Annotated in this window: 21 protein-coding genes, 2 pseudogenes and 1 riboswitch; of the genes and pseudogenes, 8 read left to right on the plus strand and 15 right to left on the minus strand. The window is 64.1% G+C overall.

Translation table 11 applies throughout. From position 1 onward, the window contains the following. From Q0Y09_RS06310 to Q0Y09_RS06325, 4 genes are all read left to right on the plus strand, one after another. Positions 1-1131, plus strand: a 1131-nt coding sequence (locus Q0Y09_RS06310) for an AAA family ATPase (RefSeq protein WP_297719263.1), incomplete at its 5' end; no start/stop codon positions are given. A 394-nt stretch (positions 1132-1525) separates the two neighbouring features. Next, a complete protein-coding gene (locus Q0Y09_RS06315; protein ID WP_297719267.1) occupies positions 1526-4978 on the plus strand; it encodes a pyruvate carboxylase in 3453 nt (1150 codons plus the stop codon). Between the two features lie 71 nt (positions 4979-5049). Beyond that, positions 5050-5346, plus strand: coding sequence for a Dabb family protein (locus tag Q0Y09_RS06320; RefSeq protein WP_297719270.1), 297 nt, complete (start codon positions 5050-5052; stop codon positions 5344-5346). Further along, positions 5343-6542 (plus strand): pyridoxal phosphate-dependent aminotransferase, encoded by a 1200-nt coding sequence (locus Q0Y09_RS06325; protein ID WP_297719273.1) that lies wholly within the window; start codon positions 5343-5345, stop codon positions 6540-6542. The genes Q0Y09_RS06320 and Q0Y09_RS06325 overlap by 4 nt, the downstream gene beginning before the upstream one ends. A 66-nt stretch (positions 6543-6608) precedes the next feature. Here the strand turns inward: Q0Y09_RS06325 and Q0Y09_RS06330 are convergent, their stop codons facing one another. Both Q0Y09_RS06330 and uraA read right to left on the minus strand, forming a co-directional pair. After that, entirely contained in the window at positions 6609-7184 is a 576-nt protein-coding gene (locus tag Q0Y09_RS06330) for an ECF transporter S component (RefSeq protein WP_297719277.1), read from the minus strand. 166 nt (positions 7185-7350) lie between these two features. Beyond that, entirely contained in the window at positions 7351-8601 is a 1251-nt protein-coding gene (gene uraA, locus Q0Y09_RS06335) for a uracil permease (protein WP_297719280.1), read from the minus strand. Between the two features lie 208 nt (positions 8602-8809). On the opposite strand from uraA, the gene Q0Y09_RS06340 reads away from it, so the two are divergent. Further along, positions 8810-10078 carry a diaminopimelate decarboxylase gene (locus Q0Y09_RS06340; RefSeq protein WP_297719283.1) on the plus strand — a complete coding sequence of 423 codons (1269 nt, stop codon included), beginning with the start codon at positions 8810-8812 and terminating at the stop codon, positions 10076-10078. 148 nt (positions 10079-10226) lie between these two features. Here the strand turns inward: Q0Y09_RS06340 and Q0Y09_RS06345 are convergent, their stop codons facing one another. The 3 genes from Q0Y09_RS06345 to Q0Y09_RS06355 are packed head-to-tail and all read right to left on the minus strand — an operon-like array spanning position 10227 to position 11765. Continuing rightward, positions 10227-11141: an RluA family pseudouridine synthase gene (locus Q0Y09_RS06345; RefSeq protein WP_297719286.1), complete on the minus strand. Its 915-nt coding sequence runs from the start codon at positions 11139-11141 to the stop codon at positions 10227-10229. 4 nt (positions 11142-11145) lie between these two features. After that, positions 11146-11565 carry a hypothetical protein gene (locus Q0Y09_RS06350; RefSeq protein WP_297719289.1) on the minus strand — a complete coding sequence of 140 codons (420 nt, stop codon included), beginning with the start codon at positions 11563-11565 and terminating at the stop codon, positions 11146-11148. Next, entirely contained in the window at positions 11562-11765 is a 204-nt protein-coding gene (locus Q0Y09_RS06355) for a helix-turn-helix transcriptional regulator (protein WP_297719292.1), read from the minus strand. Before Q0Y09_RS06355 ends, Q0Y09_RS06350 begins: the two co-directional genes overlap by 4 nt. Positions 11766-11942: 177 nt before the next feature. Here Q0Y09_RS06355 and hemW point away from each other — a divergent pair, with 177 nt between their 5' ends. From hemW to Q0Y09_RS06370, 3 genes are all read left to right on the plus strand, one after another. Continuing rightward, positions 11943-13166 carry a radical SAM family heme chaperone HemW gene (gene hemW, locus Q0Y09_RS06360; RefSeq protein WP_297719295.1) on the plus strand — a complete coding sequence of 408 codons (1224 nt, stop codon included), beginning with the start codon at positions 11943-11945 and terminating at the stop codon, positions 13164-13166. A gap of 257 nt (positions 13167-13423) precedes the next feature. Continuing rightward, the gene (locus Q0Y09_RS06365) at positions 13424-16714 is read left to right on the plus strand and encodes a phosphodiester glycosidase family protein (protein WP_297719297.1); all 3291 of its coding nucleotides are present in this window, start codon (positions 13424-13426) and stop codon (positions 16712-16714) included. Positions 16715-17055: 341 nt separating this feature from the next. Next, a riboswitch (cobalamin riboswitch) is annotated at positions 17056-17238 on the plus strand. Positions 17239-17366: 128 nt separating this feature from the next. Then, positions 17367-17684 (plus strand): cysteine-rich small domain-containing protein, encoded by a 318-nt coding sequence (locus Q0Y09_RS06370; RefSeq protein ID WP_297719300.1) that lies wholly within the window; start codon positions 17367-17369, stop codon positions 17682-17684. 101 nt (positions 17685-17785) lie between these two features. Here the strand turns inward: Q0Y09_RS06370 and Q0Y09_RS06375 are convergent, their stop codons facing one another. From Q0Y09_RS06375 to Q0Y09_RS06420, 10 genes and pseudogenes are all read right to left on the minus strand, one after another. Further along, on the minus strand, positions 17786-19003 hold the full coding sequence (locus Q0Y09_RS06375) for an FAD-dependent oxidoreductase (RefSeq protein WP_297719303.1): 1218 nt from the start codon (positions 19001-19003) through the stop codon (positions 17786-17788). Between the two features lie 27 nt (positions 19004-19030). After that, positions 19031-19291, minus strand: a complete 261-nt coding sequence (locus Q0Y09_RS06380) for a BMC domain-containing protein (protein WP_297719321.1) — start codon at positions 19289-19291, stop codon at positions 19031-19033. Positions 19292-19363: 72 nt separating this feature from the next. Continuing rightward, a pseudogene (locus Q0Y09_RS06385) lies at positions 19364-19627 on the minus strand (BMC domain-containing protein); the annotation flags it as partial. Beyond that, positions 19624-19917, minus strand: coding sequence for a BMC domain-containing protein (locus Q0Y09_RS06390; RefSeq protein WP_297719324.1), 294 nt, complete (start codon positions 19915-19917; stop codon positions 19624-19626). The gene Q0Y09_RS06390 and the pseudogene Q0Y09_RS06385, both read right to left, overlap by 4 nt. A 72-nt stretch (positions 19918-19989) precedes the next feature. Next, positions 19990-20235, minus strand: a pseudogene (locus tag Q0Y09_RS06395) (BMC domain-containing protein); the annotation flags it as partial. A 7-nt stretch (positions 20236-20242) separates the two neighbouring features. After that, on the minus strand, positions 20243-21076 hold the full coding sequence (locus Q0Y09_RS06400) for a 3-keto-5-aminohexanoate cleavage protein (protein WP_297719306.1): 834 nt from the start codon (positions 21074-21076) through the stop codon (positions 20243-20245). Then, complete coding sequence (locus Q0Y09_RS06405; protein WP_297719309.1) at positions 21073-21822, minus strand: GntR family transcriptional regulator; 750 nt, start codon at positions 21820-21822, stop codon at positions 21073-21075. The genes Q0Y09_RS06400 and Q0Y09_RS06405 overlap by 4 nt, the downstream gene beginning before the upstream one ends. A 258-nt stretch (positions 21823-22080) precedes the next feature. Next, entirely contained in the window at positions 22081-23358 is a 1278-nt protein-coding gene (locus tag Q0Y09_RS06410) for a TRAP transporter large permease (RefSeq protein WP_297719312.1), read from the minus strand. Continuing rightward, positions 23355-23852, minus strand: coding sequence for a TRAP transporter small permease (locus Q0Y09_RS06415; RefSeq protein WP_297719315.1), 498 nt, complete (start codon positions 23850-23852; stop codon positions 23355-23357). Before Q0Y09_RS06415 ends, Q0Y09_RS06410 begins: the two co-directional genes overlap by 4 nt. A 133-nt stretch (positions 23853-23985) precedes the next feature. Beyond that, the coding region (locus Q0Y09_RS06420) for a TRAP transporter substrate-binding protein (RefSeq protein ID WP_297719318.1) at positions 23986-24953 on the minus strand (968 nt) is incomplete at its 5' end.

Here is a 24953-nt window from a genome sequence, read left to right on the forward strand (position 1 = left end):
AAGGCCGCCGAGCTCCAGTACGGCAAGATCCCCGCTTTGAAAAAGGCCCTGGAGGCCGAGGAGCAGATTGCCGCCGACGGCAAGGCCCGCTCCCTGCTCCGGGACAAGGTCACCGAGGAGGAGATCGCCCGGATCATCGAGCGCTGGACCGGCATCCCCGTGGCCAAGCTCATGGAAGGGGAGCGGGAAAAGCTCCTCCACCTGGAGGACATCCTCCACCAGCGGGTGGTGGGCCAGGACGAGGCCGTCCGCCTGGTGAGCGAGGCCATTTTGAGAAGCCGGGCCGGCATCGCCGCCCCCGACAAGCCCATCGGCTCTTTCCTCTTCCTAGGCCCCACCGGCGTGGGCAAGACGGAGCTGGCCAAGACCCTGGCTGAGGCCCTGTTCGACTCCGAGAAAAACCTGGTGCGCATCGACATGAGCGAGTATATGGAGAAGTTCTCCGTCTCCCGGCTCATCGGCGCCCCGCCGGGCTATGTGGGCTATGAGGAGGGCGGCCAGCTCACCGAGGCCGTCCGCCGCCAGCCCTACTCCGTCATCCTCTTTGACGAGGTGGAGAAGGCCCACCCCGACGTCTTCAATATTCTACTCCAAGTATTGGACGATGGCCGTATTACAGATAGTCAAGGCCGGACGGTGGATTTCAAGAACACCGTCATCATCCTCACCTCCAACCTGGGCTCCCAGTTCCTGCTGGACGGCATCGATAACAGCGGCGAGATCAGCCAGACCGCCAGGGACCAGGTCAATGATCTGCTCAAGCGGTCCTTCCGGCCTGAATTTCTCAACCGGCTGGACGAGATCGTCTTCTACAAGCCCCTCACCAAGGACAACATCACCCACATCATCGACCTCATGGTGGTCGGTATCAACCGCCGCCTGGAGGACAAACAGCTCAAGGTGCAGCTCACCGCCGCCGCCAAGGACCACGTCATCGAGAGCGCCTATGATCCCATCTACGGCGCCCGGCCTCTGCGCCGGTATCTCCAGCACACCGTGGAGACCATCATCAGCCGAAAGATCATCGCCGGCGAGGTGGAGAGCGGCGACACCCTCACTGTGGACTGCAAGGACGGCGAACTCACCCTCTCCGCTTCCCAGGTCCTCACCGGCGAGGTGGTGGACGGCTGAGCGCCACCGTTCCCTCGTTCCCTCACACATGACAGCCCGGCCCTAAAACCAGAGCTTCTGTCTGCGGTCTCCGCCGCAGGCAGAAGCTCTTTTTTGTGGCTGGGCAGATACCCTCTCTTCACTCGAAATCCCTCCTTCCTTCTCTTGAACGTCCGTCTCCGTCCATCTGCCGGAGACCTTTGTATGCTTTATTAAGGTAGAGAGAAAAAGCGCCCTGTCGGCTGTGCGTTCTGACAAGTTTTGCATCACAGCAAGAAACAGATTGCAAAAATGGTGCCCCCTGCGTATAATAATAACCAGTTATGATCGGTCGTGAAACGCCGGCAAGGGCTGTCTGGCGGCGGAGCAGGCGGTTTCTGCCGGCTCTTTTTTTCGCAACACGGCCTACCTTTGAATGAAAGGAAGGGACCCTGAAGTGTCAGAATGTAAGTTCCAAAAGGTCCTGGCCGCCAACCGCGGCGAGATCGCCATCCGCATCTTCCGCGCCTGCTACGACCTGGGATTGCGCACCATGGCCATGTACTCCAAGGAGGACACCTTCGCCCTGTTCCGCACCCGGGCCGACGAGGCCTACCGCATCGGCGAGAGTAAGTCCCCCCTGGGAGCCTACCTGGACATCCCGGGCATCATCGACCTGGCCAAGCGCCGGCATGTGGACGCCATTCACCCCGGCTACGGCTTCCTCTCCGAGAACGCCGAGTTCGCCAGGGCCTGCGAGGAGGCCGGCATCACCTTCATCGGCCCCAGCTCCAAGATCCTGGCCCAGATGGGCGACAAGCTGGCCGCCAAGGCCACCGCGCTGGCCTGCGGCGTGCCCACCATCCCCGGCTCCACCCAGCCCCTGCGGGACGCCGACGAGGCCCTGGAAAAGGCCGTCTCCTACGGTTTCCCCGTCATCCTCAAGGCGGCCGCCGGGGGCGGCGGCCGCGGCATGCGCCGCTGCGACGCCCCGGAGGAGGTCCGCCCCGCCTTCGAGCTGGTCCAGGGAGAGGCCCGGAAGGCTTTCGGCAACGACGACATCTTCATTGAAAAATACCTGGTGGAGCCCAAGCACATTGAGGTCCAGATCCTGGGGGACCAGTATGGCAACGTGGTCCACCTGGGGGAGCGGGACTGCTCCCTCCAGCGCCGCTACCAGAAGGTGGTGGAGTTCGCCCCCGCCTGGAGCGTCCCCAGAGACACCCTGGACAAGCTCCACGCCGACGCCGTGAAGATCGCCCGCCATGTGGGCTATGTGAACGCCGGCACCGTGGAATTCCTGGTGGACCGGGATGGCAGCCACTACTTTATTGAGATGAACCCCCGCATCCAGGTGGAGCATACGGTCACCGAACAGGTCACCGGTGTGGACCTGGTCCGGGCGCAGATCCTCATCGCCGACGGCCAGCCCCTCTCCCACCCCTACATCGGCATGGGCAGTCAGTCCGACCTGCGGATGAGCGGCTACGCCATCCAATGCCGGGTCACCACCGAGGACCCCGCCAACAACTTTGCCCCCGACACCGGCAAGATCACCGCCTACCGCTCCGGCGGCGGCTGCGGCGTCCGTCTGGACGGCGGCAACGCCTACACCGGCGCCGTCATCTCCCCCTACTATGACTCCCTGCTGGTCAAGGTCACCACCTGGGACAACACCTTCGAGGGGGCCTGTCGACGGGCCGCCCGGGCCGTCCGGGAGGAGCACATCCGGGGCGTCAAGACCAACATCCCCTTCATCAGCAACATCCTCGGCCACCCCACCTTCCGCGCAGGCCGGTGCCACACCAAATTCATTGACGAAACGCCCGAGCTCTTTGAGATGCAGTACGGCCAGGACCGGGCCACCAAGGTCCTGCGCTACATCGCCCAGCGGCAGATCGAGCAGCCCTCCGCCGAGCGGCCCCAGCTGGACATCCCCCGCTTCCCCACCGTCACCGGGGACCGCGGCCCCGGCCTCAAGCCTCTGCTGGACGAAAAGGGCCCCGAAGCCCTCCGGGACTGGGTCAAGGCCCAGAAGAAGCTCCTCATCACCGACACCACCATGCGGGACGCCCATCAGTCCCTCCTCTCCACCCGGGTGCGCACCCGTGACCTGCTCCTGGGGGCCGACGGCACTGCCGAGATCCTCTCCGACGCCTTCTCTCTGGAGATGTGGGGCGGCGCTACCTTCGACGTGGCCTATCGCTTCCTCCACGAGTCCCCCTGGGAGCGGCTGGACCTGCTGCGGAAAAAGATCCCCAACGTCCCCTTCCAGATGCTCCTCCGGGGGGCCAACGCCGTGGGTTACACCAACTACCCCGACAACCTCATCCGGGCCTTTGTCCAGGAGGCGGCCAGGAGCGGCATCGACATCTTCCGCATCTTCGACTCCCTCAACTGGGTCCCCGGCATGGAGGTGGCCATGGACGAGGTCCTCAAGCAGGGCAAGGTCTGCGAGGCTGCCATCTGCTACACCGGCGACATCCTGGACCCCAAGCGGGACCGCTACACCATCCAATACTATGTGGACCTGGCCAAGGAGCTGGAGCGACGGGGGGCCCACATCCTGTGCATCAAGGACATGTCCGGCCTGCTGAAGCCCTACGCCGCCAAGCAGCTGGTCAAGGCCCTCAAGGAGGAGGTAGGCCTGCCCATCCACCTCCACACCCACGATACCTCCGGCAACCAGGTGGCCACCTGCCTCATGGCCGCCGAGGCCGGCGTGGACATTGTGGACTGCGCCATCGACTCCATGTCCTCCATGACCAGCCAGCCCTCCCTCAACGCCGTGGTCTCCGCCCTCCGGGGTCAGGAGCGGGACACCGGGCTGGATCCGGACCGGCTCCAGGACCTCTCCGACTACTGGGCCGACGTGCGCCTGCGGTATACCTCCTTCGAGACCGGCATGAAGAACCCCTCCACCGACATCTACCGCTATGAGATGCCCGGCGGCCAGTACTCCAACCTGAAATCCCAGGTGGAGAGCCTGGGCCTGGGCGGGCAGTTTGACGATGTGAAGGAGATGTATACCCAGGTCAACCACATGCTGGGCGACATCGTCAAAGTGACCCCCTCCTCCAAGATGGTGGGCGACCTGGCCATCTTCATGGTCCAGCACGATCTGACCCCCGAAAACATCGTGGAAAAGGGCGAAGCCCGCACCTTCCCCGACTCGGTGGTGAGCTACTTCAAGGGCATGATGGGCCAGCCCGCCTGGGGCTTCCCCGAAGACCTCCAGAGGGTGGTCCTCAAGGGCGAGCAACCCATCACCTGCCGCCCCGGCGAGCTGCTGGAGCCCATCGACTTCGACGCCGTCCGGGCAAAGCTCCAGACCATGACGAAGGACCCCGTCAACATGCGGGCCATCCTCTCCTACTGCCTCTACCCCAAGGTCTATGAGGAATACCGCAGCCACCGCCAGGAATACGGCTACATCATGCGCATGGGCAGCCATATCTTCTTCAACGGCATGGCCCTGGGCGAGACCAGCCTTATCAGCATCGAGGACGGCAAGACCCTGGTCATCAAGTATCTGGGCCTGGGCGACCTCAACGAGGACGGCACCCGGAACGTCCATTTCGACCTCAACGGCATGGGCCGCACCGTGGCCGTCCCCGACCCCACCGCCCAGGTCCAGGTCCACCCGGTGGTCATGGCCGATCCCGAGGACAAGGGCCAGGTGGGCGCCTCCATCCCCGGCATGATCTCCAAAGTCAGCGTCAAGCCCGGCGACCAGGTGGAGGAAAATCAGGTGGTGGCCGTCATTGAGGCCATGAAGATGGAGACCAGCGTGGTCTCCCGTATCTCCGGCACCGTGGAGCAGGTCCACACCGCCGCCGGCGCCTCCGTGAAGTCCGGCGAGCTCCTTCTCACCATCCTCCCCAATTAACTCCCTCTTTTCTTTTTCACTTTACTGTGCTATAATGCACACAACATTCCATTTTGAGGAGCTGAGAGCCTGTGATCCGTCATATGATCTTCTGGGAGCTCGCTGACCCGAATGTGGACCGCCGGGAGCTGGAGACCTTCCTGAACGACACCTTTGCCCCTATGGTGGGGGCTGTCCCCGGTCTGCGCAGCGCCCACATCGGCTTTGACCTGGGGATGGGGACCCACCAGGTGGGCCTGTGCTGCGACCTGGACAGCCGCGAGGCCCTGGCCGCCTATCAGGACTATCCACCCCATGTGGCCTTCAAGAGCTGGGCCAGGGAACACTTCAAAGCGCGCTGCTGCGTGGATCTGGAGGTATCGGAATGAGCCATTTACCTGAAAATATGGTGCAGCTGGGCAGCCGCCGGAACATCATGCGTGAGATCCGGGAGTACGGCCTGCTCCGGGCCCGTGAAGTGGGCGTTGAAAACGTACTGGACTTCTCCCTGGGCAATCCCAGCGTCCCCCCGCCGCCCCAGGTCAACGACACCATCCGGGCCATTCTGGACTCCCCCCAGGGGGACTCCATCCACGCCTATACCTCCGCCCAGGGCGACCTGGCCGTCCGGGAGTCCCTGGCCGCCTCTCTCACCCGCCGCTTCGGCATGCACTACGGCCCCGATGACCTCTACATCACCGTGGGCGCTGCCGCCGGCCTGTGCTGCTGCTTCCGGGCCCTGGCCTGCCCTGGGGACGAATTCATCCTCATGGCCCCCTACTTCACCGAGTACGACATCTTTGTCCGGGGCAACGGCGGCATCCCCGTGGTGGTTCCCCCGGACTATACCACCTTCCAGCCCGACATGAAGGCCCTGGAGGCCGCCATCACGCCCAAAACCAAGGCCCTGGTGGTCAACTCCCCCAACAACCCCTCGGGCGCTATCTACTCCGCCGAGACCCTCTCCGCCATGGCCGACCTGCTGCGCCGGAAGGCCGCGGAGTACGGCCACCCCATCTATCTCATCTCCGACGAGCCCTACCGGGAGATCGTCTTCCAGGGCTTCACCGTTCCCTGGATCCCCGACTTCTACGACGACACCCTGGTGTGCTACTCTTACAGCAAATCCCTCTCCGCCCCCGGCGAGCGCATCGGCTATGTGCTGGTTGGGGAAAAGGTGGCCGAATCCAGGGCCGTCTACGCCGCCATCTGCGGCGCCGGGCGGGTGCTGGGCTACGTCAACGCCCCCAGTCTCTTCCAGCGGGTGGCCGCCGCCTGCGACGGGCTCACCGCCGACCTCACCGTCTACCAGACCAACCGGGACCTGCTTTACCGTGGTCTCACCGCCATGGGCTACACCTGTGTAGAGCCCGGCGGCACCTTCTACCTGCTGCTCAAGTCCCCGGTGCCCGACGCAGGCGCGTTCTGCAAGCGGGCCCAGGACTACGACCTCCTCTTCCCCCCCACCGACGACTTCGCCTGCCCCGGCTGGTGCCGCATCGCCTTCTGCACTGCCACCGAGCAGGTGGAAAAGGCCCTCCCCATCTTTGAAAAGCTGGCCAGAGAATATGGGCTATCACTGTAAAAAGGACCGGAAGGACATGTGGCAGCATGTCCTTCCGGTCCTTTTTGGGTCTCTTTGAGACTCTTCTCAGGCGGTTTTCAGCCGCAGGCCGCTGCGCTTGAGGGCGGCGCGGATGGCCAGCGCCAGGGGAGGGGCCGCGATGATGGCCACCGCAGCGTTAAAAATGGAGGCCGGGAGCTTCAGGGGCAGAGCGGCCAGCGCCACCATGGGCTGAAGGCCCTCAATGAGCAGTCCGTCGTAGAAATAGCTCTTGGCGAAGTAGAGCACATAGTAGGCCGCGCAGCCCAGAATGGCCCCGAAAAGGCCGTTCAGGTAGCTCAGCTTATCCCGCTCCAGGGCCCGCCGGACCGCCAGACCGGCCACCAGACCCATGACGCCCTTGGTGAGGAAGGTGATCCAGCACTCGGCTGCATAGAGGGGATTGGTGAGGTCATAGATGGCCGAGCCCAGCCCCGAAGCAACGCCGCCCACCGGCCCCAACAGGAGCCCCGAGAGACAGCAGACGATGTTGGCCAGGGTAAAGGAGGTCCGGCCGCCGATGGCGATGGGCATAATGATGCGGGCGTAGTTGCTGGCAAAGACCAGCGCCGTCATCATACCCAGGACGGCCAGCTTCTGGGGCGACAGCTTGCTTTGTTTCATCCAAACCACTTCCTCTGTTCGTTTCTGCCGCTATTATACCTCTACTCTGACATTATTTCAAATATCAGTTTTTGTTTATTTAATAAGGTCAGTTTAGGTATTGCCCGGACGACAGCGGCAAAACGCCGCGCCCTCCGGCGGGAGGAGCGCGGCGTGTAAGGCAGGATCAGTCGTTCATCAGCTTGGCCTTGTCCAGCAGGAAGAAGATGAGACTGATGATGACGGCGGTGACGGCGGCCAGGGTCATGCCGGTGATAGACACCGAGCCGAGGGTGATGGTGAGACCGGAGAGACCGGCCACAAAGACCACGGAGGTGAGGATCAGATTGCGGTTCTTGCCGTAATCTACCTTTTTGTCCACCAGGATGCGGAGACCGGAGGTGCCGATCATCCCGTAGAGGAGGAAGGTGATGCCGCCGATGACGTCGCCGGGGATGGTGGAGATGAAGGCGGCCAGGGGGCCGACGAAGGCCATGAGGAGGGAGATGACGGCGGCGCCGGCGATGACCTGGACGGAGTAGACGCCGGTGACGGCCATCACGCCGATGTTCTCACCATAGGTGGTGGTGGGCACCGAGCCCACAAAGCCGGAGATGGCGGTGGACAGGTTATCGCCCAGCAGGGAGCGATGAAGTCCCGGGTCCTTGAGTAGGTCCCGGCCCACGATCTTGCCGGTGACCACCTGGTGGCCGATGTGCTCGGTGGCGATGACCAGGATGACGGGGGCGATGGTGAGGATGGCGTTGAGGTCGAATTTGGCCAGATGGAATTGGGGAAGGGTAAAGAGTTTTGCCTCTGCCAGGGGGGTGAAGTCCACCAGCCCCAGCGCCACGGCGGTGAGATAGCCGCAGATCATGGCGATGAGGAGGGGGATGACGGAGAAGAACTTGCGGAAGAGGACGGAGCCGAAGACGGCCACGCCCAGGGTGACGGCAAAGACGGCGATGTGGGGTCCGGAACTGAGGTCAGCGCCGGTTTTACCGGGGGTGATGGTGTTGCCGGCCAGCTCCAGGCCGATGAGGGCCACCACAGGGCCCATGGCGGCGGGGGGCAGGATGACGTCGATCCAGTCGGTGCCGAACTTCCAGACGACGAGGGCCAGCAGACAGCCCAGCAGACCCACCACCACAAAGCCGCCCTGGGCATACTCAAAGCCCTGAGCGGCGATGACGCCGCCGGCGGGGGCCAGGAAGGCGAAGCTGGAGCCCAGGTAGGCCGGGGCCCTGCCCTTGGTGAGGAAAATGAAGAGCAGTGTGCCGAAGCCGTTCATGAAGAGGACGATGCCGGGGTCGATCTGGAACAGGATGGGCACCAGCACCGACGCGCCGAACATGGCGAAGACATGCTGGATGCTCAGGGGCAGGAGCATGGGAAGGGGGACCTTCTCATCCACCTGGATGATGCGCTTTTTGTCCATGGGATACCTCTCCTCTCGTTACCATTTCGGGCAAGTATACCACTCTTTCCACATTTGGTCCATCATTTTGGAGCCTTTTTGTCTTTTTTGTCACATCCCACGGAAACAGGCGGAGGGATGCTCCCAATTCCTCTTTTGCGCCGATTGACAAAAACACCCCTTCTTTTATAGAATAGAATTGATTTTTTGCAGAAAGCGGGGGTTTTTCATGTCCAACAAGCGGCCCTTTGTGACCAAGGAACAGCTGGAGTCCATCGTCCGGCAGTACCCCACCCCCTTCCACCTCTACGACGAGAAGGGCATCCGGGAAAACGCCCGGAAGCTCCGGCGGGCCTTTGCCTGGAATCCCGGCTTCAAGGAGTACTTCGCCGTCAAGGCCACCCCTACCCCCGCCATCCTCAAGCTCCTGGGGGAGGAGGGCTGCGGCGTGGACTGCTCCTCCCTCACCGAGCTGATGCTGGCGGACAGGTGCGGCTTCCGGGGCGGCGAGATCATGTTCTCCTCCAACGACACCCCGGCGGAGGAGTTCCAGCTGGCCGCCCAGCTGGGGGCCACCATCAATTTGGACGACTTCACCCACATCGACTTTCTGGCGGAGACCATCGGGACCATTCCCGAGACCATCTCCTGCCGCTTCAACCCCGGCGGCACCTTCTCCATCGGCGCGGGCCGGGAGGGCTTTCAGGTCATGGACCATCCGGGGGAGTCCAAGTTCGGCTTCACCCGCGCCCAGCTCACCGAGGGCTTTCGGAAGCTGAAGGCCATGGGCGCCAAACGCTTCGGTCTCCACGCCTTCCTGGCCTCCAACACCCTCTCCAACGCCTATTATCCCACGCTGGCGGGCATCCTCTTTGAGACCGCCGTGGAGCTCCGGCGGGAGACCGGCTGTGACATTCGTTTTATCAACCTCTCCGGCGGCGTGGGCATCCCCTACCGGCCCGAGCAGCCCGCCAACGACATTCTGGCCATCGGCGAGGGGGTGCGCCAAAAGTACGAGGAGATCCTGGTCCCTGCGGGCATGGGAGACGTGGCCATCTTCACCGAGCTGGGGCGGTTCATGCTGGGGCCTTACGGCTGTCTGGTGACAACGGCCACCCACTTCAAGCACACCCACAAGGAATATGTGGGCGTGGACGCCTGCGCCGCCAACCTGATGCGCCCCGCCATGTACGGCGCCTACCACCACATCACTGTTATGGGCAAGGAGGACGCCCCCTGCGACCACAAGTACGACGTCACAGGCGCTCTGTGTGAAAACAACGACAAATTCGCCGTGGACCGGATGCTCCCAGAGATCCAGCGGGGCGACCTGCTGGTCATCCACGACACCGGCGCACACGGTTTCTCCATGGGCTACAACTACAATGGCCGGCTCCGCTCGGCGGAGGTCCTTCTCCGGGAAGACGGCTCCACCCAGCTCATCCGCCGGGCCGAGACCCCCGACGACTATTTCTCCACCATATCCTTTTCCTTCTAAGAAAAAGGACCAAAAGGAACTTTTGTTTTCGCTCCGGGACTGGTCCTGGTACGCAAAGTCGGCGCCCGGTGACCAGCGCAATATGGATCGGAGCGTCTTATGGAACGGACAGCGCCCGTCCCTCCTTGCGAGGGACGGGCGCTGTTTGCTATGTTTCCAGCTCTATCAGGTGCGCCATATCCCCCGGCAGGGGACAGGTGAAGGTGAGGACCTCCCCGGTGACGGGCTGGCGGATGGTGAGCTCCGACGAGTGGAGGGCGGGCCGGGGAACAAGGTCTTTGTCCTCCGTACCGTAGAGGAAATCCCCTGCCAGAGGACAGCCCAAATGGGCCATGTGGACCCGGATCTGGTGGGTACGCCCCGTCTCCAGCGCCAGCCGCACCAGGGCCCGGTCTCCCACCCGCCGGAGGACCTGGTAATGGGTGCGGGCGGGCAGGCCGTCGGGCCGCACCGCCCGGGCCACGATGGAGCCCTCGGCCATGCCGATGGGGGCATCCACCGTCCCCGCCTCCTCTGCCGGCCCCCCCAGGCACACCGCCAGATAGATCCGCCGGAACTCCGCCGTGTGGAGCTGGTTCTTCAGCACCTCCTGGGCGTGGGGGTGCTTGGCCACCACCATGAGCCCCGACGTCCCCTTGTCCAGCCGGTGGACCGGGTGAAAATCGGCCTCTATCCCCGCTTTATCGTAATAATCCAGCAAAAAATTACCGATCGTATCAGGAAAGTGCCCCGCGCCCGGGTGGACCAGCACCCCTGGGGCCTTGTTGAGGACCAGCAGGTCCCCGTCCTCGTAGACGATATCCAGTGGTCCCGGGGCGGGGGTCACGCCGCTGCGCCGCTCTGGGTCGGAGAGCCGGACAGTGAGTACCTGTCCCCCCTCCACCCGCTGGCTGGTGAAGACCCGCACGCCGTCCAGCAGGATGCCGTCCTCCAGCCACTTGATCCGCCGGATGACGGTGCCCGAGAGCCCCAGGACCTTCCGCAGCAGGGTGTCCACCTTCTGTCCCGCCCGCTCCGGCGGCACGGTGAGGGAGAGCCGCCGGACCTGTTTTTCCGTCCCCATGGGCTCACAGCTTTCTGGACCAGCGGCCCATATTCACCAGATAGAAGACGTTGTGGAGGACGATGACGCCGGAGGCCAGGGCGATGAAAAGGGGGTCCGTCCGCACCAGGGCCACTACAAAGGGAATCCACAGCAGGGCCGAGGTCCAATACCAGCTGTCCTGTGCCGCCTTTTCCCGGATGGCCAGGTTCCGCTCGTCGTGCTCGGCCATCTCCACCTGGACCCGCTCCTCGGGGCTGAGCAGGCGGCAGGCGGCCCCCATGAAGATGGTGGAGCCCCCCACCCCCACGGTGGCGCCCCCCAGCCCCGCCAGCAGGCCCACAGTCCAGCCGGGCAGGCTGTCCCCCAGGGCGGCAGCGACCAGCAGCCCCAATCCCAGAACAAACAGGACCACAGGCAGTCCCTTTTTTACCTTTTCACTCATGGCGTTTCCTCCTCAAACAGAAAGAGTTCCTCAATGGTCAGTCCGAAATACCGGGCGATCTTGTGGGCCAGCAGCAGCGAGGCGTTGTACCGCCCGTTCTCCAGGGAGATGATGGTCTGACGGGTGACCCCCACCGCCATCCCCAGCTCCTCCTGGGTGATCCGCCGCTCCCGGCGCAGCTCTGCGATGCGGTTTTGCACGGCCCTCCTCCTTTCTTTTGTAAAGTGTACTTTCCATTTTTAGTATAGCACGCTTTACATATTTGTCAAGCTGATTTTACATCTTACTGGAAATTCCCCGTCCTTCATTGCCATCGCCCGCAAAAGGCAGTATAATAAACAAAAAATGACCCGATTTCAGAGCAAGGTGGGACCGCCATGAGCAAGCAGCTTGGCCTTTACATCCACATACCGTTTTGCCGGAGCAAGTGCGACTACTGTGACTTCTACTCCCTGTCCAGCCGCGCCGAGCGCATGGACGACTACCAGAAGGCGCTGCTGGCCCACATCAGGGAGACGGCGCCCCAGGCCAAGGGCTATCTGGTGGACACCATCTACTTCGGCGGCGGCACCCCCAGCTACTACGGGGAAAAGCGCATCCGGGAGCTGCTGTCGCTGATCCGGCGGAAGTTTGAGGTGGCCGGCAACGCCGAGATCACCATGGAGGCCAACCCCGACAGCGTGGACAAAAAGTCCATGGTCCGGCTCCGCCGGGCGGGGATCAACCGGATCTCCCTGGGGATGCAGTCGGCCCATGACGACGAGCTCGCCGCCCTCCACCGCCCCCACACCATCCAGCAGGTCCGGGAAGCGGTGGAGGCCATCCGGGCCGCCAAGATCAGAAATCTCAGCCTGGACCTGATGTACGGTCTGCCCGGCCAGGACATGGCCCGGTGGCAGTCCTCGGTGGAACAGGCCATCGCCCTCCAGCCCCAGCACATCTCAGGCTACGGGCTGAAGGTGGAGGAGGGCACCCCCCTGTGCGCCCGGGTCTCCCGGGGGGAGACCCTCCCCGACGACGACATGCAGTCCGACATGTACCTGTGGATGGTCGCCCGGCTGGAGGCGGCGGGCTACCACCAATATGAGATCTCCAACTTCGCCCAGGCCGGTTTCCAGTCCCGGCACAATCTCAAATACTGGCTCACCCGCCCCTACCTGGGCTTCGGGCCCGGCGCCCACTCCGATTTCGGCGGGCGGCGGTTCTCCTTCCTGCGGGATCTGGACGGCTATATCGACGGGGTCCTGAAAAACAGGCCCATCATCGACTCCGATGACCTCATCCCCAAGCGGGAGCGTTCCGGCGAGTATCTGATGCTCCGGCTGCGGACCACCAGGGGCATTGAGGAGTGGGAGTACCGCCGGGAGTACTTCATGAATTTCGACCCCATTGAGGCCAAGCTGGCCGAGTATGAGCACAACGGCTGGGCCGCCCGGGACGGGCACCGCTGGCGGCTCACGCCCATCGGCTTTCTCCTCTCCAATCAGCTCATCGGCGAGCTGCTGGAGCGCCAGGAGAGCGCCACCCTGGAGACCACCCTGCCCAAGGTCCGGCAGTCCCCGCCCCCGCCGGCGGAGCCGCCGGAGCCGCCGTCCCCCTGACCCCTGTCGTACGCCCCCCGACCGACCGGCACGCCCGGTCTGCCGGGGGGTATCTTTTCCCGCAGCCATTCTAACTTTTTCCTAACATCGGTCCGCCGGAAGGGCAAATCGACGGCATTTGCCATCCTCTGCCGTTTACAAACAGGGGTGGCCTGTGTTAGGATATTACCTATCCTGGACGGGCCGCCCAACGGCCCGCCCGCCCGGCCCTGGCCGGGTCCGTCCCTTCACCCTGCATTGATTTTGGAGGCAACAGCATGAAACGATTTGGCATCCGGGCCGCCTCTCTGGCCCTGGCCGTTCTGGTGGGGCTCTCCCCCGCCGCGTCCGCATCCATCGCCCTGGGAGACGAGCTTCACGGCGGCTCGGTCTCCCTGGCCCCCGGCTCCGAGCTGACGGAGCAGGTCTTCTGGAGCAACTCCAAGTCCGACCTGCGCACCGAGCGGTACATCACCTATTCCCCCACGGACGGCGTCTACCCCGTTGTGGTCTACGGCGACAAGCTCCTCTCCCGCCAGGACCTGGCCGCCATGGCCAAGTCCCTGGAGGCTCAGGGGCTCCGGGTGGTGGGCGGCATCAACGGCGACTTCTTCGACCTGCTCACCGGCAATACCCTGGGCGTCATCATCAGCGACGGCGCCCTGCGCACCACCTCCGGCGGCTATTCCGCCGTCGGCTTCCGCGCCGACGGCACCGCCTTCATCGGCAGACCCGATCTGGCTGTCACCGCCACCTTCGGCGGCTCCACCATGCGCATCACCGATGTGAACAAGACCCGCACCGCCGCCGACGGCAAGCATGAGGGCGGGCTCTATCTCTACACCGACGAATACAGCGCCACCACCCAGCACACCAGCGCCGGCTATGACGTGATCCTCACTCCCGTAACCACCGGTCTGGGCGAGACGGTGGACGTGGACCTGGACGTCACCGACCCGGAGGAGGCCCCCCGGGACGGCGAACCGGAGGAGACCGACAGCGCGCCGGAGGAAACCGGCTCCGACCACGAGGGAGATACCGACAGTGTGGCCGCCGATTCCCAGAGTCTGGAGGGCGAAAGCGCCGAGGGCACCCGGGAGGTGGACGAGGTCACCGGCTCCCTGGTCCTCACTGACCGGCTCACCGTGGGTGGCCGTCTGGTGTGCACCGTGGACCAGGTCCTGGAGTCGGAAAAGTCCATCCAGATCCCCCAGGGCAAGCTGGTCCTCACCGTCAACAAGCAGAACAACCAGTGGCTCCTGGGCCAGGTGTCCGCCCTCAAGCCCGGCGACCAGGTGAGCATCGACGTCACCGCCGCCGACAGCCGCTGGGAGGATGTGGTCACCGCCATCGGCGGCTACTACAAGATCGTCACCAACGGGCAGGTGGGCCCCCAGACCGACTCCACCGCCAATCCCCGCACCGCCATCGGCATCAAGGCCGACGGCAGCGTGCTTTTTTACGCCATCGACGGGCGGCAGTCCGGTTACAGCGTGGGCGCCAGCCTCACTCAGGTGGCCCAGCGGCTCATTGAGCTGGGCTGCGTGGAGGCCGTGGCCCTGGATGGCGGCGGCTCCACCACCATGGGCGTCACCCTGCCCGACGCCTCCGCCATGTCCATCCTGGGCTCCCCCTCCGATGGCCGCCCCCGGGCCGTCAGCAACGGCATCTTCCTGGTCTCCGAGCGCAAGCCCACCGGGGAGCTGGACCACTACTATGTCACCCCCTATGACTCCGTGGTCCTCTCCGGTGCCCAGGTGCCCCTGAAAGCCACCCCCGTGGATGAAAACGGCTATGCCTTCTCGGACAGCGGCACCGTCTCCTGGTCCATCCGCAACGGGGACGGCATCGTGGATGTGGACGGCGTCTTCACCGCCGGCAGCGAGAGCGGGACCACCCAGGTCACCGCCGCCTCTGGCCGGGCTGAGGGCACCGCCTCCGTCACGGTGGTCAAGACCCCGGACACCATTTCCGTGACCAACCAGACCACCGGCGCCCCCGTCACCGCCCTGGCCCTGGACCCCCAGGAGCAGCTGGACCTCACCGCCGGCGCAGTGTGGAAGAAGATCTCCCTCGCCAGTCAGGACACCTGCTATCTCTGGTCGGCGGACCCCGCCGTAGGCACTGTGGATGAAAACGGCCTCTTTACCGCCGGAGCGAAGAGCGCCACCGGCAACCTCACCGTCAGCGCCGGCGGCGCCTACGTCACCATCCCCGTCACCGTCGCCGGCCACATCCGCACCCTGAATCCCTTTGAGACCGCCGGGGATCTGACCGCCCTCACCGGCTCCGACACCGCCCTGGTCAACCCCGAGACCTCCGGCGATCTGGTGCGCTACGGCAAGCAGAGCGTCCGGGTGGATTACAACGCCGGCCAGACCGGCTCGGCCTCCCTCACCGCCGCCCTGCCCATTCCCACCGGAGACCACTATCTGAGCATGTGGGTCTACGGTGACGGCTCCGGCAACACCCTGACCGCCACCATGACCGACGCCGCCGGGACGGCCTCCGACGTGGTCCTCTCCACCCTGGACTTCACCGGCTGGAAGCACCTCACCGCCGCTCTGCCCGCCGGGACCACCGCCCTCCAGGGGCTCTCCGTGGTCCATGGCGGCGGGGAGAAGGCCATCGGCACCCTCTATCTGGATCAGTTCACCACCTCCACCGAGGAGCTCACCGATGAGATGGCGCCCTCCGTCTCCGTCAGCGCAGAAAAGGGCGTGCTCACCGCCTACGTCTCCGACAATGTAGACAAGGAGTTTGACAAGTCTGCCGTCACCCTGACCCTGGACGGCAAGGCCGTGGACTTCACCTGGAGCACCTCGGACGGCAAGCTCACCTACACCCTCCCCGCCAGCGACAGCAAGCTCCACCGGCTCACTGTCACCGCCGTGGACCAGAGCGGCAACGTGGGACGGGGCTCCTACAACCTCCTGCCCGTCACCCAGGAAACCCCGCCCGAGGAGGGTGAGCCGGGGCAGGGCGCAGAGGGAGAGGGCGGCGGTACTGTCACCACCTCCCAGAGCCCCTTCGTGGACATGACCGCCCACTGGGCCGATCTCTACACCACCTATCTCTACGATATGGGTGTGGTCCAGGGGGTGGAGTCTGCCGCCGGTCTGCTCTTCCAGCCCGACAAGAACATCACCCGGGGCGAGTTCGCCCTGATGGTGGCCCGCTGGATGGGCCTGGACCTCACCGCCTATGCCGACATGGCCCTCCCCTTCGCCGACCTGGACGCCACGCCCGTCTGGTGCGTGGACGCCATGAAGGCCATGTACGCTGAGGGCATCCTCAAGGGCAGCCTGGACAACGGCGTCCTCATGGGCCGGGCCACCGCCTCCATCAGCCGTGCCGAGGCCATGACCATCCTGGGCCGCATCCAGGGCAAGGGCTATGTGAGCCAGCCCCTCACCTTCAGCGACGCCGCCACTGTCCCCGCCTGGTCCCTCTCCTATGTGGAGTCCCTGGTGGGTCAAGGGATTATCTCTGGCTATGACAATCTCCTCCGGCCCAACGACTCCGTCACCCGGGCCGAAGTGGTCAAGATGCTCTTCTACCTTCTGTGATCCCGCTTCTCTATCCGGGCCCCGCCGTTTTACGGCGGGGCCCTTTCAGCTTGTCGAAAAAGCCCTGAGGGGCTTTTTCGACAAGCTGCTGACTTTTTCGATTTCATCGAAAAAGTTCCTGACTGCACGCGAAAGTGGGGGCTCACCGCCCCCCTTTCACACTATTCCCCCGTGGCTTACTTTGCGGGGCTCCACTTTTTTGACAGACTGTCCGGGCCCCGCCGTTTTACGGCGGGGCCCTTTTCCACATTTAGGGCCGGAATGTGGAAAAGGGCCCTTGACAGCCAGGGGAAAAGCCGCTATGATGATAATTACCGGCGGAGGTCTCCACCGGCCCAAGTGAATATCTCAGGTACGCAGGTGCGCCCAAGGGCGCGCATCAGGGAAGCCGGGTGAGAATCCCGCACAAAGCCGTTGCTGTGTTGGCGGAGTGGTCCCCAGAGCCACTGGAGCTGTGCTCCGGGAAGGTGGGGGCTGCGCTGGACGCCGAAGTCAGAATACCTGCCTGTGTATAACGCACACAAAGACCTCTCCGAGCCTGAGAGGGTGCCGCGCTCCCGCCGCCGCAGGTGGGAGACCATTGCTGCACGCCTTGGGCTGTGCAGCTTTTTTGCTGTTCTGGAGGGCCGCCACGATGGAAAGGAGAATCCCTATGAGCGAGCACTCTGGCGCCGGCGCAGGCGTCCCCGACTGGAAAGGAAAGTCTTTTTCCTTCTTCTCCCACCGGCAGTGTGAGTACTTCCCCTGCCACCCCACCAACGATCCGGACAACTTCAACTGTCTTTTCTGCTACTGCCCCCTCTATGCCCTGGGGCCGGACTGCGGCGGCAACTTCCGCTACACAGAAAAGGGCGTCAAGGATTGCAGCCGCTGTCTGCTGCCCCACAAGCGGGACAACTACGGCTACATCACCGCCAAGTTCCAGGAGATCGCCCACCGGATGGCGGAGGAGCGACAGCGGGAATCCTGACCACACCCCTTTTACGGGAAGGGGACACACATCACCATTCCTGTTTGTGGAATAAAAAGGAGCCCGGACGGCAACGCCGTCCGGGCTCCTTTGCATTTCTTTTATTTTGCCGCAGCGCAGGCCAGCTGGATGGGGTCCCAGGCGGCATGGCCGGAAGGGCCGGTGACAAAACGCACCTTGGCCAGTTCCTCCACCGTCATCCCGGCCTGGACCGCCACAGCGATGGCATTGATCCGGGCCATGGAGTCGGCGCCGCCCCACACCTGGCCGCCCAGCAGCTTGCGCCCTTCCTTGGTGTAGACCAGCTTCACCGTTACCGAGCCGGCGTTGGGCACCAGTCCCGTCCGGTCCTGGCCGACGGCAGCCGTCCCTGCCGGGTGAAGCCCCAGCTGCTCCGCCGTCTCCTGTGTGAGACCGGTACGGGCCACCTCCAGACCGCCCAGCCTGGCGCTGACCGTGGCCGGCCAGCCCTGGCCCGCAGAGGCACAGGAGCCCGCAGCATAGACGTCAGCCAGGCTGGTCTGTCCATCGGCGTCCACCACAAAGCGCCCGTCGGCGTCCGCCTTGGCCTGGGGCAGCAGCCCGGTATTGGGCACGGTGCCCAGGCAGGGCACGCACAGGTCGCAGGGATAGCTGCCCCGGTCGGTGGCCACCATCTCCACAAAGGTGCGGCCCCGGAAGGCAGTGACCCGCTCTCCCAGGTGGAAGCAGATACCCGCCTCCTCCAGCTCCCGCTGGATGGCGGAGCGGACCTCGCTGTCGAAGCCGGGCAGGAAGCCCTGGCCGCAGTCAATGACCCGGACGCTGCGGCCCAGCTTCCGGAAGGCCCCGGCGATCTCCAGCGCCTCCAGGCTGCCGCCCAGCACCACGATGTCCTGCACGTAGGGGGTCCGAATAAACTCCCGCAGGAGCATCAGGTCCTCCACCCGCCGGAGGGGATGGATGCCCATGCGCCCGACGCCGTCTGCCCGGAGGGCCGCCCCCCGGCTGCCGGTGGCCAGCACCAGCTTGTCATAGGACTCCACGGTGGTCTCGCCGGTGTTGGCATCGTGGACGGTGACCGTCCGGGCCGCCGGGTCCACGGCGGTGACCTCCGCATGGACACGGATGTGTCCCCCCCTGGCGGAAAGGGCACAGCCGGCCAGGATCTCGCTGAGGTCGCCCGCGGCCATGCCCAGATAGTGGGGCAGGCCCCGGGTACCGCAGGAGCAGTACGCCGCCTTTTCATAGAGCGTGATCTGAGCAGAAGCATCCCCCGCCGCCAGCCGCTCGGCCAGGGTCATACCAGAGGAAATGCTGCCCACCACGATGATCTTCATAGGATGCACCTCCGTTCCACAAATCCGTCAGCGGAGATCGGGCATGGCTTCGCCCACCACAGCGTGGGGCTTGGGGATCACATGGCCGCCCAGCAGCTTGCCGCCGATGGCCAGCGCCTCTTTTTTGCCCGCCTCCACAGCGGCCCGCACCGCGCCCACGTCCCCCTGGACGAAGGTGGTGACCATGCCGGCGCCGATCTGGGACATGCCCACCAGAGAGACCTGGGCCGCCTTCAGCATGGCGTCGGCTGCGGCGATGTCGGCCACCAGGCCGAAGGTCTCCACCATGCCCAGCGCCTGGGTCAGGGGGACCGGATGTCCCGGCTTGAGTCTGGTTTTGCTGGGCGCGGGACCGCCGAAGGGCAGCACGTGCTCCAGGTCGGGATGCGGACGGGGGATCACATTGGAACAGAAGAACTCCCCTACCTTGGCGGAGGCCGCCTCCGCCGCTGCCACCGCAGCCTTCACTGCGCCCACATCGCCGGTGACCACCACGGTGGTCAGGCCGGAGCCGATCCCGGTGTTGGAGCCCAGATACTCCACATTGGCCGCCTTCATGAGGGCGTCTGTGGCCTCAATATTGCCGGTGAGACCTTTGGTCTCGATGAATCCCAGGGCCTTCATGCGTGTCCCTCCCCATATTTCATGTCAGGCATGGTCTCCCCCACGGCCGCATGGGGCCGGGGGATCACATGGCTGCTCACCACAGTACCGATGGTCTGCGCGGCGGCGCTTCCGGCGTCCACCGCCGCCTCCACCGCTCCCACGTCCCCCTGGACCAGGGCGATGACCAGTCCGGCGCCGATGCGGGCCTGTCCCACCAGGGTCACCTGGGCCGCCTTCAGCATGGCGTCGGCGGCCTCAATGCCGGCAGTGAAGCCATTGGTCTCCACAATACCCAGGGCCTGGGTCAGGGGGACCGACTCCACCACGTCGGGCTTGGCATGGCCACCCGCCGGCGCCCCCCGCAGGGGCAGGAATTTGATGAGGTCCTTATGGGGCCGGGGGATCACATGCCGGCAGAAGAGCTCTCCCACCTTCTCCGCCGCGGCGGCGCCCGCCGCCACGGCAGCCCTGACCGCCCCCACGTCGCCGGTGACCACCATGGCCACCAGACCGGCGCCCAGGGTGAGTCCGCCCACATAGTCCACCTGGGCCGCCTTCATCATGGCGTCCAGGCCCTCAATGTTGCCGATGAGACCCTTGGTCTCCAGTAATCCGATGGCCTTCATATCCACCTCAGCCCTTTCCGGCCAGGGGCGGGATGCGGAGCATCGCTCTGGCCTCGTCCGGGGTCATGGGCGCCATGCCCTTCTTGTGCAGGATATCAGCCAGCTCCGCCACCATGACGGCGTTGTTGTCCACCTGGACGCCGGGGCGGAGGTAGTTGGAGTCCTCAAAGCCGATGCGCACGGTGGAAGCCCCCAGGTCCAGAGCCGTCTTGACCAGCTCGAAGTCCTCCCGGTGGGCCTCGGTAATGCCCCAGAGCACATCCTCCCGGTTGGGGAAGTTCTCATAGACTCCGGCGATCATGGTGCCCAGGGCGGCCACATTCCGGGGCATAGCCCCCTCGTGACCCAGGACGATGGCAAAGAGGAGGGGCTTTACAAAGTCAAACTGCTCGGTGAGCTGCCGGGTGGTGTGGATCATGCCCACCTCGAAGACCTCCACCTCGGGGATCTTGTGGTTTTCAATGATCTGCTGCACACAGTAGCGCACATCCTTGATGGGGTTCTGATAGACGGCCTCTCCTAGGTTCACGGAGCCCACATTGAGGCTGGTAGCCTCCACAAAGGGGGCATAGCAGGGCTGACAGCGTTCCTCGATGGTCAGGTTGGACACACCGCCGGTGGAGATCTCAATGATGATATCGCTCTCGGCACGGATGTAGTCCACCGTCTCCTCCAGCAAACTGAGATCCGGCGTCAGGCGGCCGCACAGGTCCCGAACATGGAGATGGACCATGGCGGCGCCGTTCCTCCAGCACTCGATCACATCCCTGGCAATGGCGCGGGGATTGATGAGTGGGTCCGTGGCTGCCACCGGCGCCACAGAGATCATGACCTTTTTCATCCCGGGACCTCCTTCGCTGCCGGGTCATCCCCCGGCATGATGTCATTTTCCCAATAAATATAGTGATTTTTCACCACTTCCACAATGCGCCCGGCCTGCCGGTCCGCAATGAGGGCCACCATCTGGCGGTGGAGCTCCACAAAGTGGCGGATATCCGAGAGACCGCCTTCCAGGACCCGCTCCACCGTCTCCAACCGGCTGGGTATCGTCAGGCGGGTGATATATTCGGTCACGCTGGCAATCTGAGGATTGTGGGTGGTCTGGGCGATGAGGGCGTGGAACCGGGTATCCAGCTCCATCACCCGCTCCTTGGAGGGCGCGGGGCCCTCCATTTCCGTCGTCATCTCCTCCACCAGCCGCTCCAGCTCGGGTACGCACACCTCCACGTCGGGGAGGGTGAGGGCCAGGTGGAGCGTACCGATGTCCATGACGGCCCGCAGGGTCACGAAATCCTGCCAGTCATTCTTGTGCAGGATGATGTTGTAAAGCATGGGATCGAGCATCTTCTGGTCGTAGGAGTCGCAGACATAGGTCCCATCGGCCCGGCGGATATACACCACGCCGTAAGCCTGGAGCTGTTTGACAGCCTCCCGGACCGAGTTGCGGCCGGCGTTGTACCGCCTGGAGAGCTCCGGCTCCGTAGGCAGCTGATCGCCGGGCTGAAACTCCCCGCTGATGATGGAGGAAATGATGCCGTCGATCACACGCTCGACCACGGATGCCTGTTTTTCTCCCGTCTCCGGCATGGTATCCTCCCCCCTTTCCAAATCCCCGCCGCCGCGACGCGCCGGCGGGGGCTTTTCCGCTTATGGGTGTCAAACGAAGCCGGTTTCCGTTCTCCCGGAACCTCGGCTTCGTCCATTCTGATGCTGTGAGAAGCAGCGCCCCGACCCCGGCCGCAGGGTGCGGACGGGGCCGGCGGGCACGCCGCTTCCAGTATCCTTATTATAAGTGTTTTCCCGTCAAATGTCCACTGGGATTCGACGCTGCCGGAAAAAACATGCTCAGCCCATCAGCATGCCGGGGGCGGTGATGAGGATGGGGAAGGCGATGAGGACGGCAATACAGACGAAGGTGCCCAGGATGTACCACACCAGGTACTTCATGGTCTGTCCCACCCGGATCTTCATGAGGTCGCAGGCCACATAGATGCACATGCCCACAGGGGGAGTGACCAGGCCAATGCCGATGACCACGGTGACCAGCACGCCCAGGACCACGGGGTCGATGCCCACGCTCATGGCAATGGGGTAGATGATGGGCATGAAGAGGGTCAGAGTGGCGATGGACTCCATGAACATGGTGACGAAGAAGAAGAGCAGGAGGATCATGATGAGGATGACTGTGGGATTGGTGGACACGCCCAGCATGATGTTGGTGAGCCACTTGTCAAAGCCGGCGGTGGTGAGCATGACGGTGAAGAGCTTGGCAGCGCCGATGACCACAAAGATGCGCCCGGAGACCCGGACGGTCTCGGTAAAGGCAAACTTCAGGTCCTGGAGGTTGAGCTCCCGGTAGACCAGGCCGCCCACGATGAGACCGTAGGCCACGGCGATGGCGCCCGCCTCCGTGGGGGAGACGATGCCGGCGGTGATGGTGCCGATGATGATGACAGGCATAAGCAGGGCCGGCAGGGACTGCCAGAAGGACCGGAGCACAGGGCCCATGGAGAAGTGGCCGGACTCTCTGGCCACCCCTTCCCGCTTGGCGAAGAAGTAGGAAATAATCATCTGGGTAAGGCCGATGAGCACGCCGGGAGCGAAGCCGCCCAGGAACATCTTGCCGGTGGAGATGCCGCAGATGCCGGCGATGACCACCATGGGGATGGAGGGCGGTATGATGATGCCGATGGTGGAGGATACCGCGGTAACCGTGACGGCCAGCTCCTTGGAGTAGCCCTTGCGGACCATCTCGGGCATGAACATACCGGAGACGCCGGCGGTATCGGCCACGGCGGAGCCCGAGATACCGGCGAAGATCATGGAGGAGAGGACGTTCACATGGGCAAGGCCGCCGTAGATGTGGCCCACGATGGAGTAACAGAAGTCCATGAGGCGCTTGGAGATGCCGCCCTTGGACATGGTGTAGCCGGCGAAGGTGTAGAGGGGGATGGCCAGCAGGGCCCAGCTGTTCATACCCTCAAACATGCGCTGGGCCACGGTGACAATGTTGCCGCCGTCCAAAAACAGGATACCGCCCATGGCGGACAGGCCCAGGGAGATGCCGATGGGCACGCCGATGACCATGAGGACGATGAAGCTGATGAGCAGCCAGGCGATCATTGTACTTCCCCTCCCTCTTCCTTGGTGGTCAGGGTCACCAGCAGATGGATGACCCCGCAGATGATGCACAGCACCCCTGCCACGGGGAAGATCATGTAGACCTGTCCCATGGTGAACTGGGGCATGGTGGAGACGGCCTGCTTGGCCCGGGTGGCCAGCTCATAGCCGCTGTAAGTCAGGATGGCGTAGAATACGATGAGGAACACATCGATGATGACCCTGGTGAGCTTGCGGCCCCAGGGGAATCTCTCCACAAGGGAGTCGATGAGCTCCACCCGGAGGTTCGTGCAGCTCACCGCGATGCCGCCGGCGCCGATGAGCATGGCCCACACATTGGCGTACTGACTGAATTCCATATACCACTTGAAGCCACCCACGTTGGGGATGAGGCGGAGCACCACGTTTGCCATGATGACCACAAACATAACGGCGATCAGGATGGCGCCGATGGCCGTGGTGATGCTGTCCACCTTCTTTTGGATCTTGATGAGCATGGATCCTCTCACTCCTCTCAGGTTCAGGCCCGCCCGCGCGGTCCTTTTCCGCGGGTCAAGGCAAAGGCCGCCGCCCTCCTTTTCAGGGCGGGCGGCGGCCCGCAGGGGTCGCTGCTTAACGTTCTCTGGCGGCTCAGCCCCGGGCGGCCTTCCACTCGGTCAGCTTATCCAGCAGATCGCCATAGCTGTCGGCGTTGTCGGTGAGGACGGAGGCGGTGGCGTCGGCAAAGGGCTGCAGGTCGGGGTAGTTGATCTGCATGCCGGACTCCTCCAGGGTGGCCACCAGCTCGTCGCTCTGGGCCTTGTTCATCTCGCGGTCATAGTCGGCGGAAGCCTTCGCGGCGGCGGAGACGATCTCCTGCTGCTCGGGGGAGAGCTTCTGCCAGGTGCTCTCGGCGATGGTGAAGCACATGCCGGAGTAGATGTGGTTGGTGACGGACAGGTACTTCTGGACCTCATAGAGCTGGTTGTTGTAGATGACGGGGATGGGGTTCTCCTGGGCGTCGTAGGTGCCCTGGTTCAGGGCCTGATAGAGCTCGGAGAAGGCCAGGGGCTGGGGATTGGCGCCCAGGGCGGTCATGGTGGCCATGATGACGGGGTTCTCAGGGGTGCGGATGAGCATGCCCTTCATGTCGTCGGGGGTCTCCACGGCCTTCTTGTTGTTGGTCACGCAGCGGAAGCCGTTGCAGTAGTGGGCCAGAACACGCATGTTGCAGTCCAGCAGGCCCTCCTCGGCCGCGGCCTCGACCTCGCTGTCCATGAAGGCCCAGGCTTCCTCGAAGTCAGCAAACTGGAAGGGCAGGGCGGAAATGCCCATCTTGGGGTCGTAAGTAGCAAAGTTGGAGGCGTCGGTGATGATGATGTCCACGGTGCCGGAGTCCAGAGCCATGGAGTTGATGAGATCGGCGTCGCCGCCCAGCTGGCCGGCGGGGTAGACCTGGGCAGTCAGGGCACCGCCGGTCTTCTCAGCGATCTCGTCCGCAAACTGCTGGGCCGCAATGTTGCGGGGGTCCTCGTCGTTGGTGGACACGCCGATCTTCAGGGTCAGAGTGGCGTCAGGCGCGGGGGTCCCGGTCTCGGCGGGGGCGCTTCCCTCGGGGG

The organism is Intestinimonas sp. (assembly GCF_026169115.1).
Lineage (GTDB): Bacteria > Bacillota > Clostridia > Oscillospirales > Oscillospiraceae > Intestinimonas.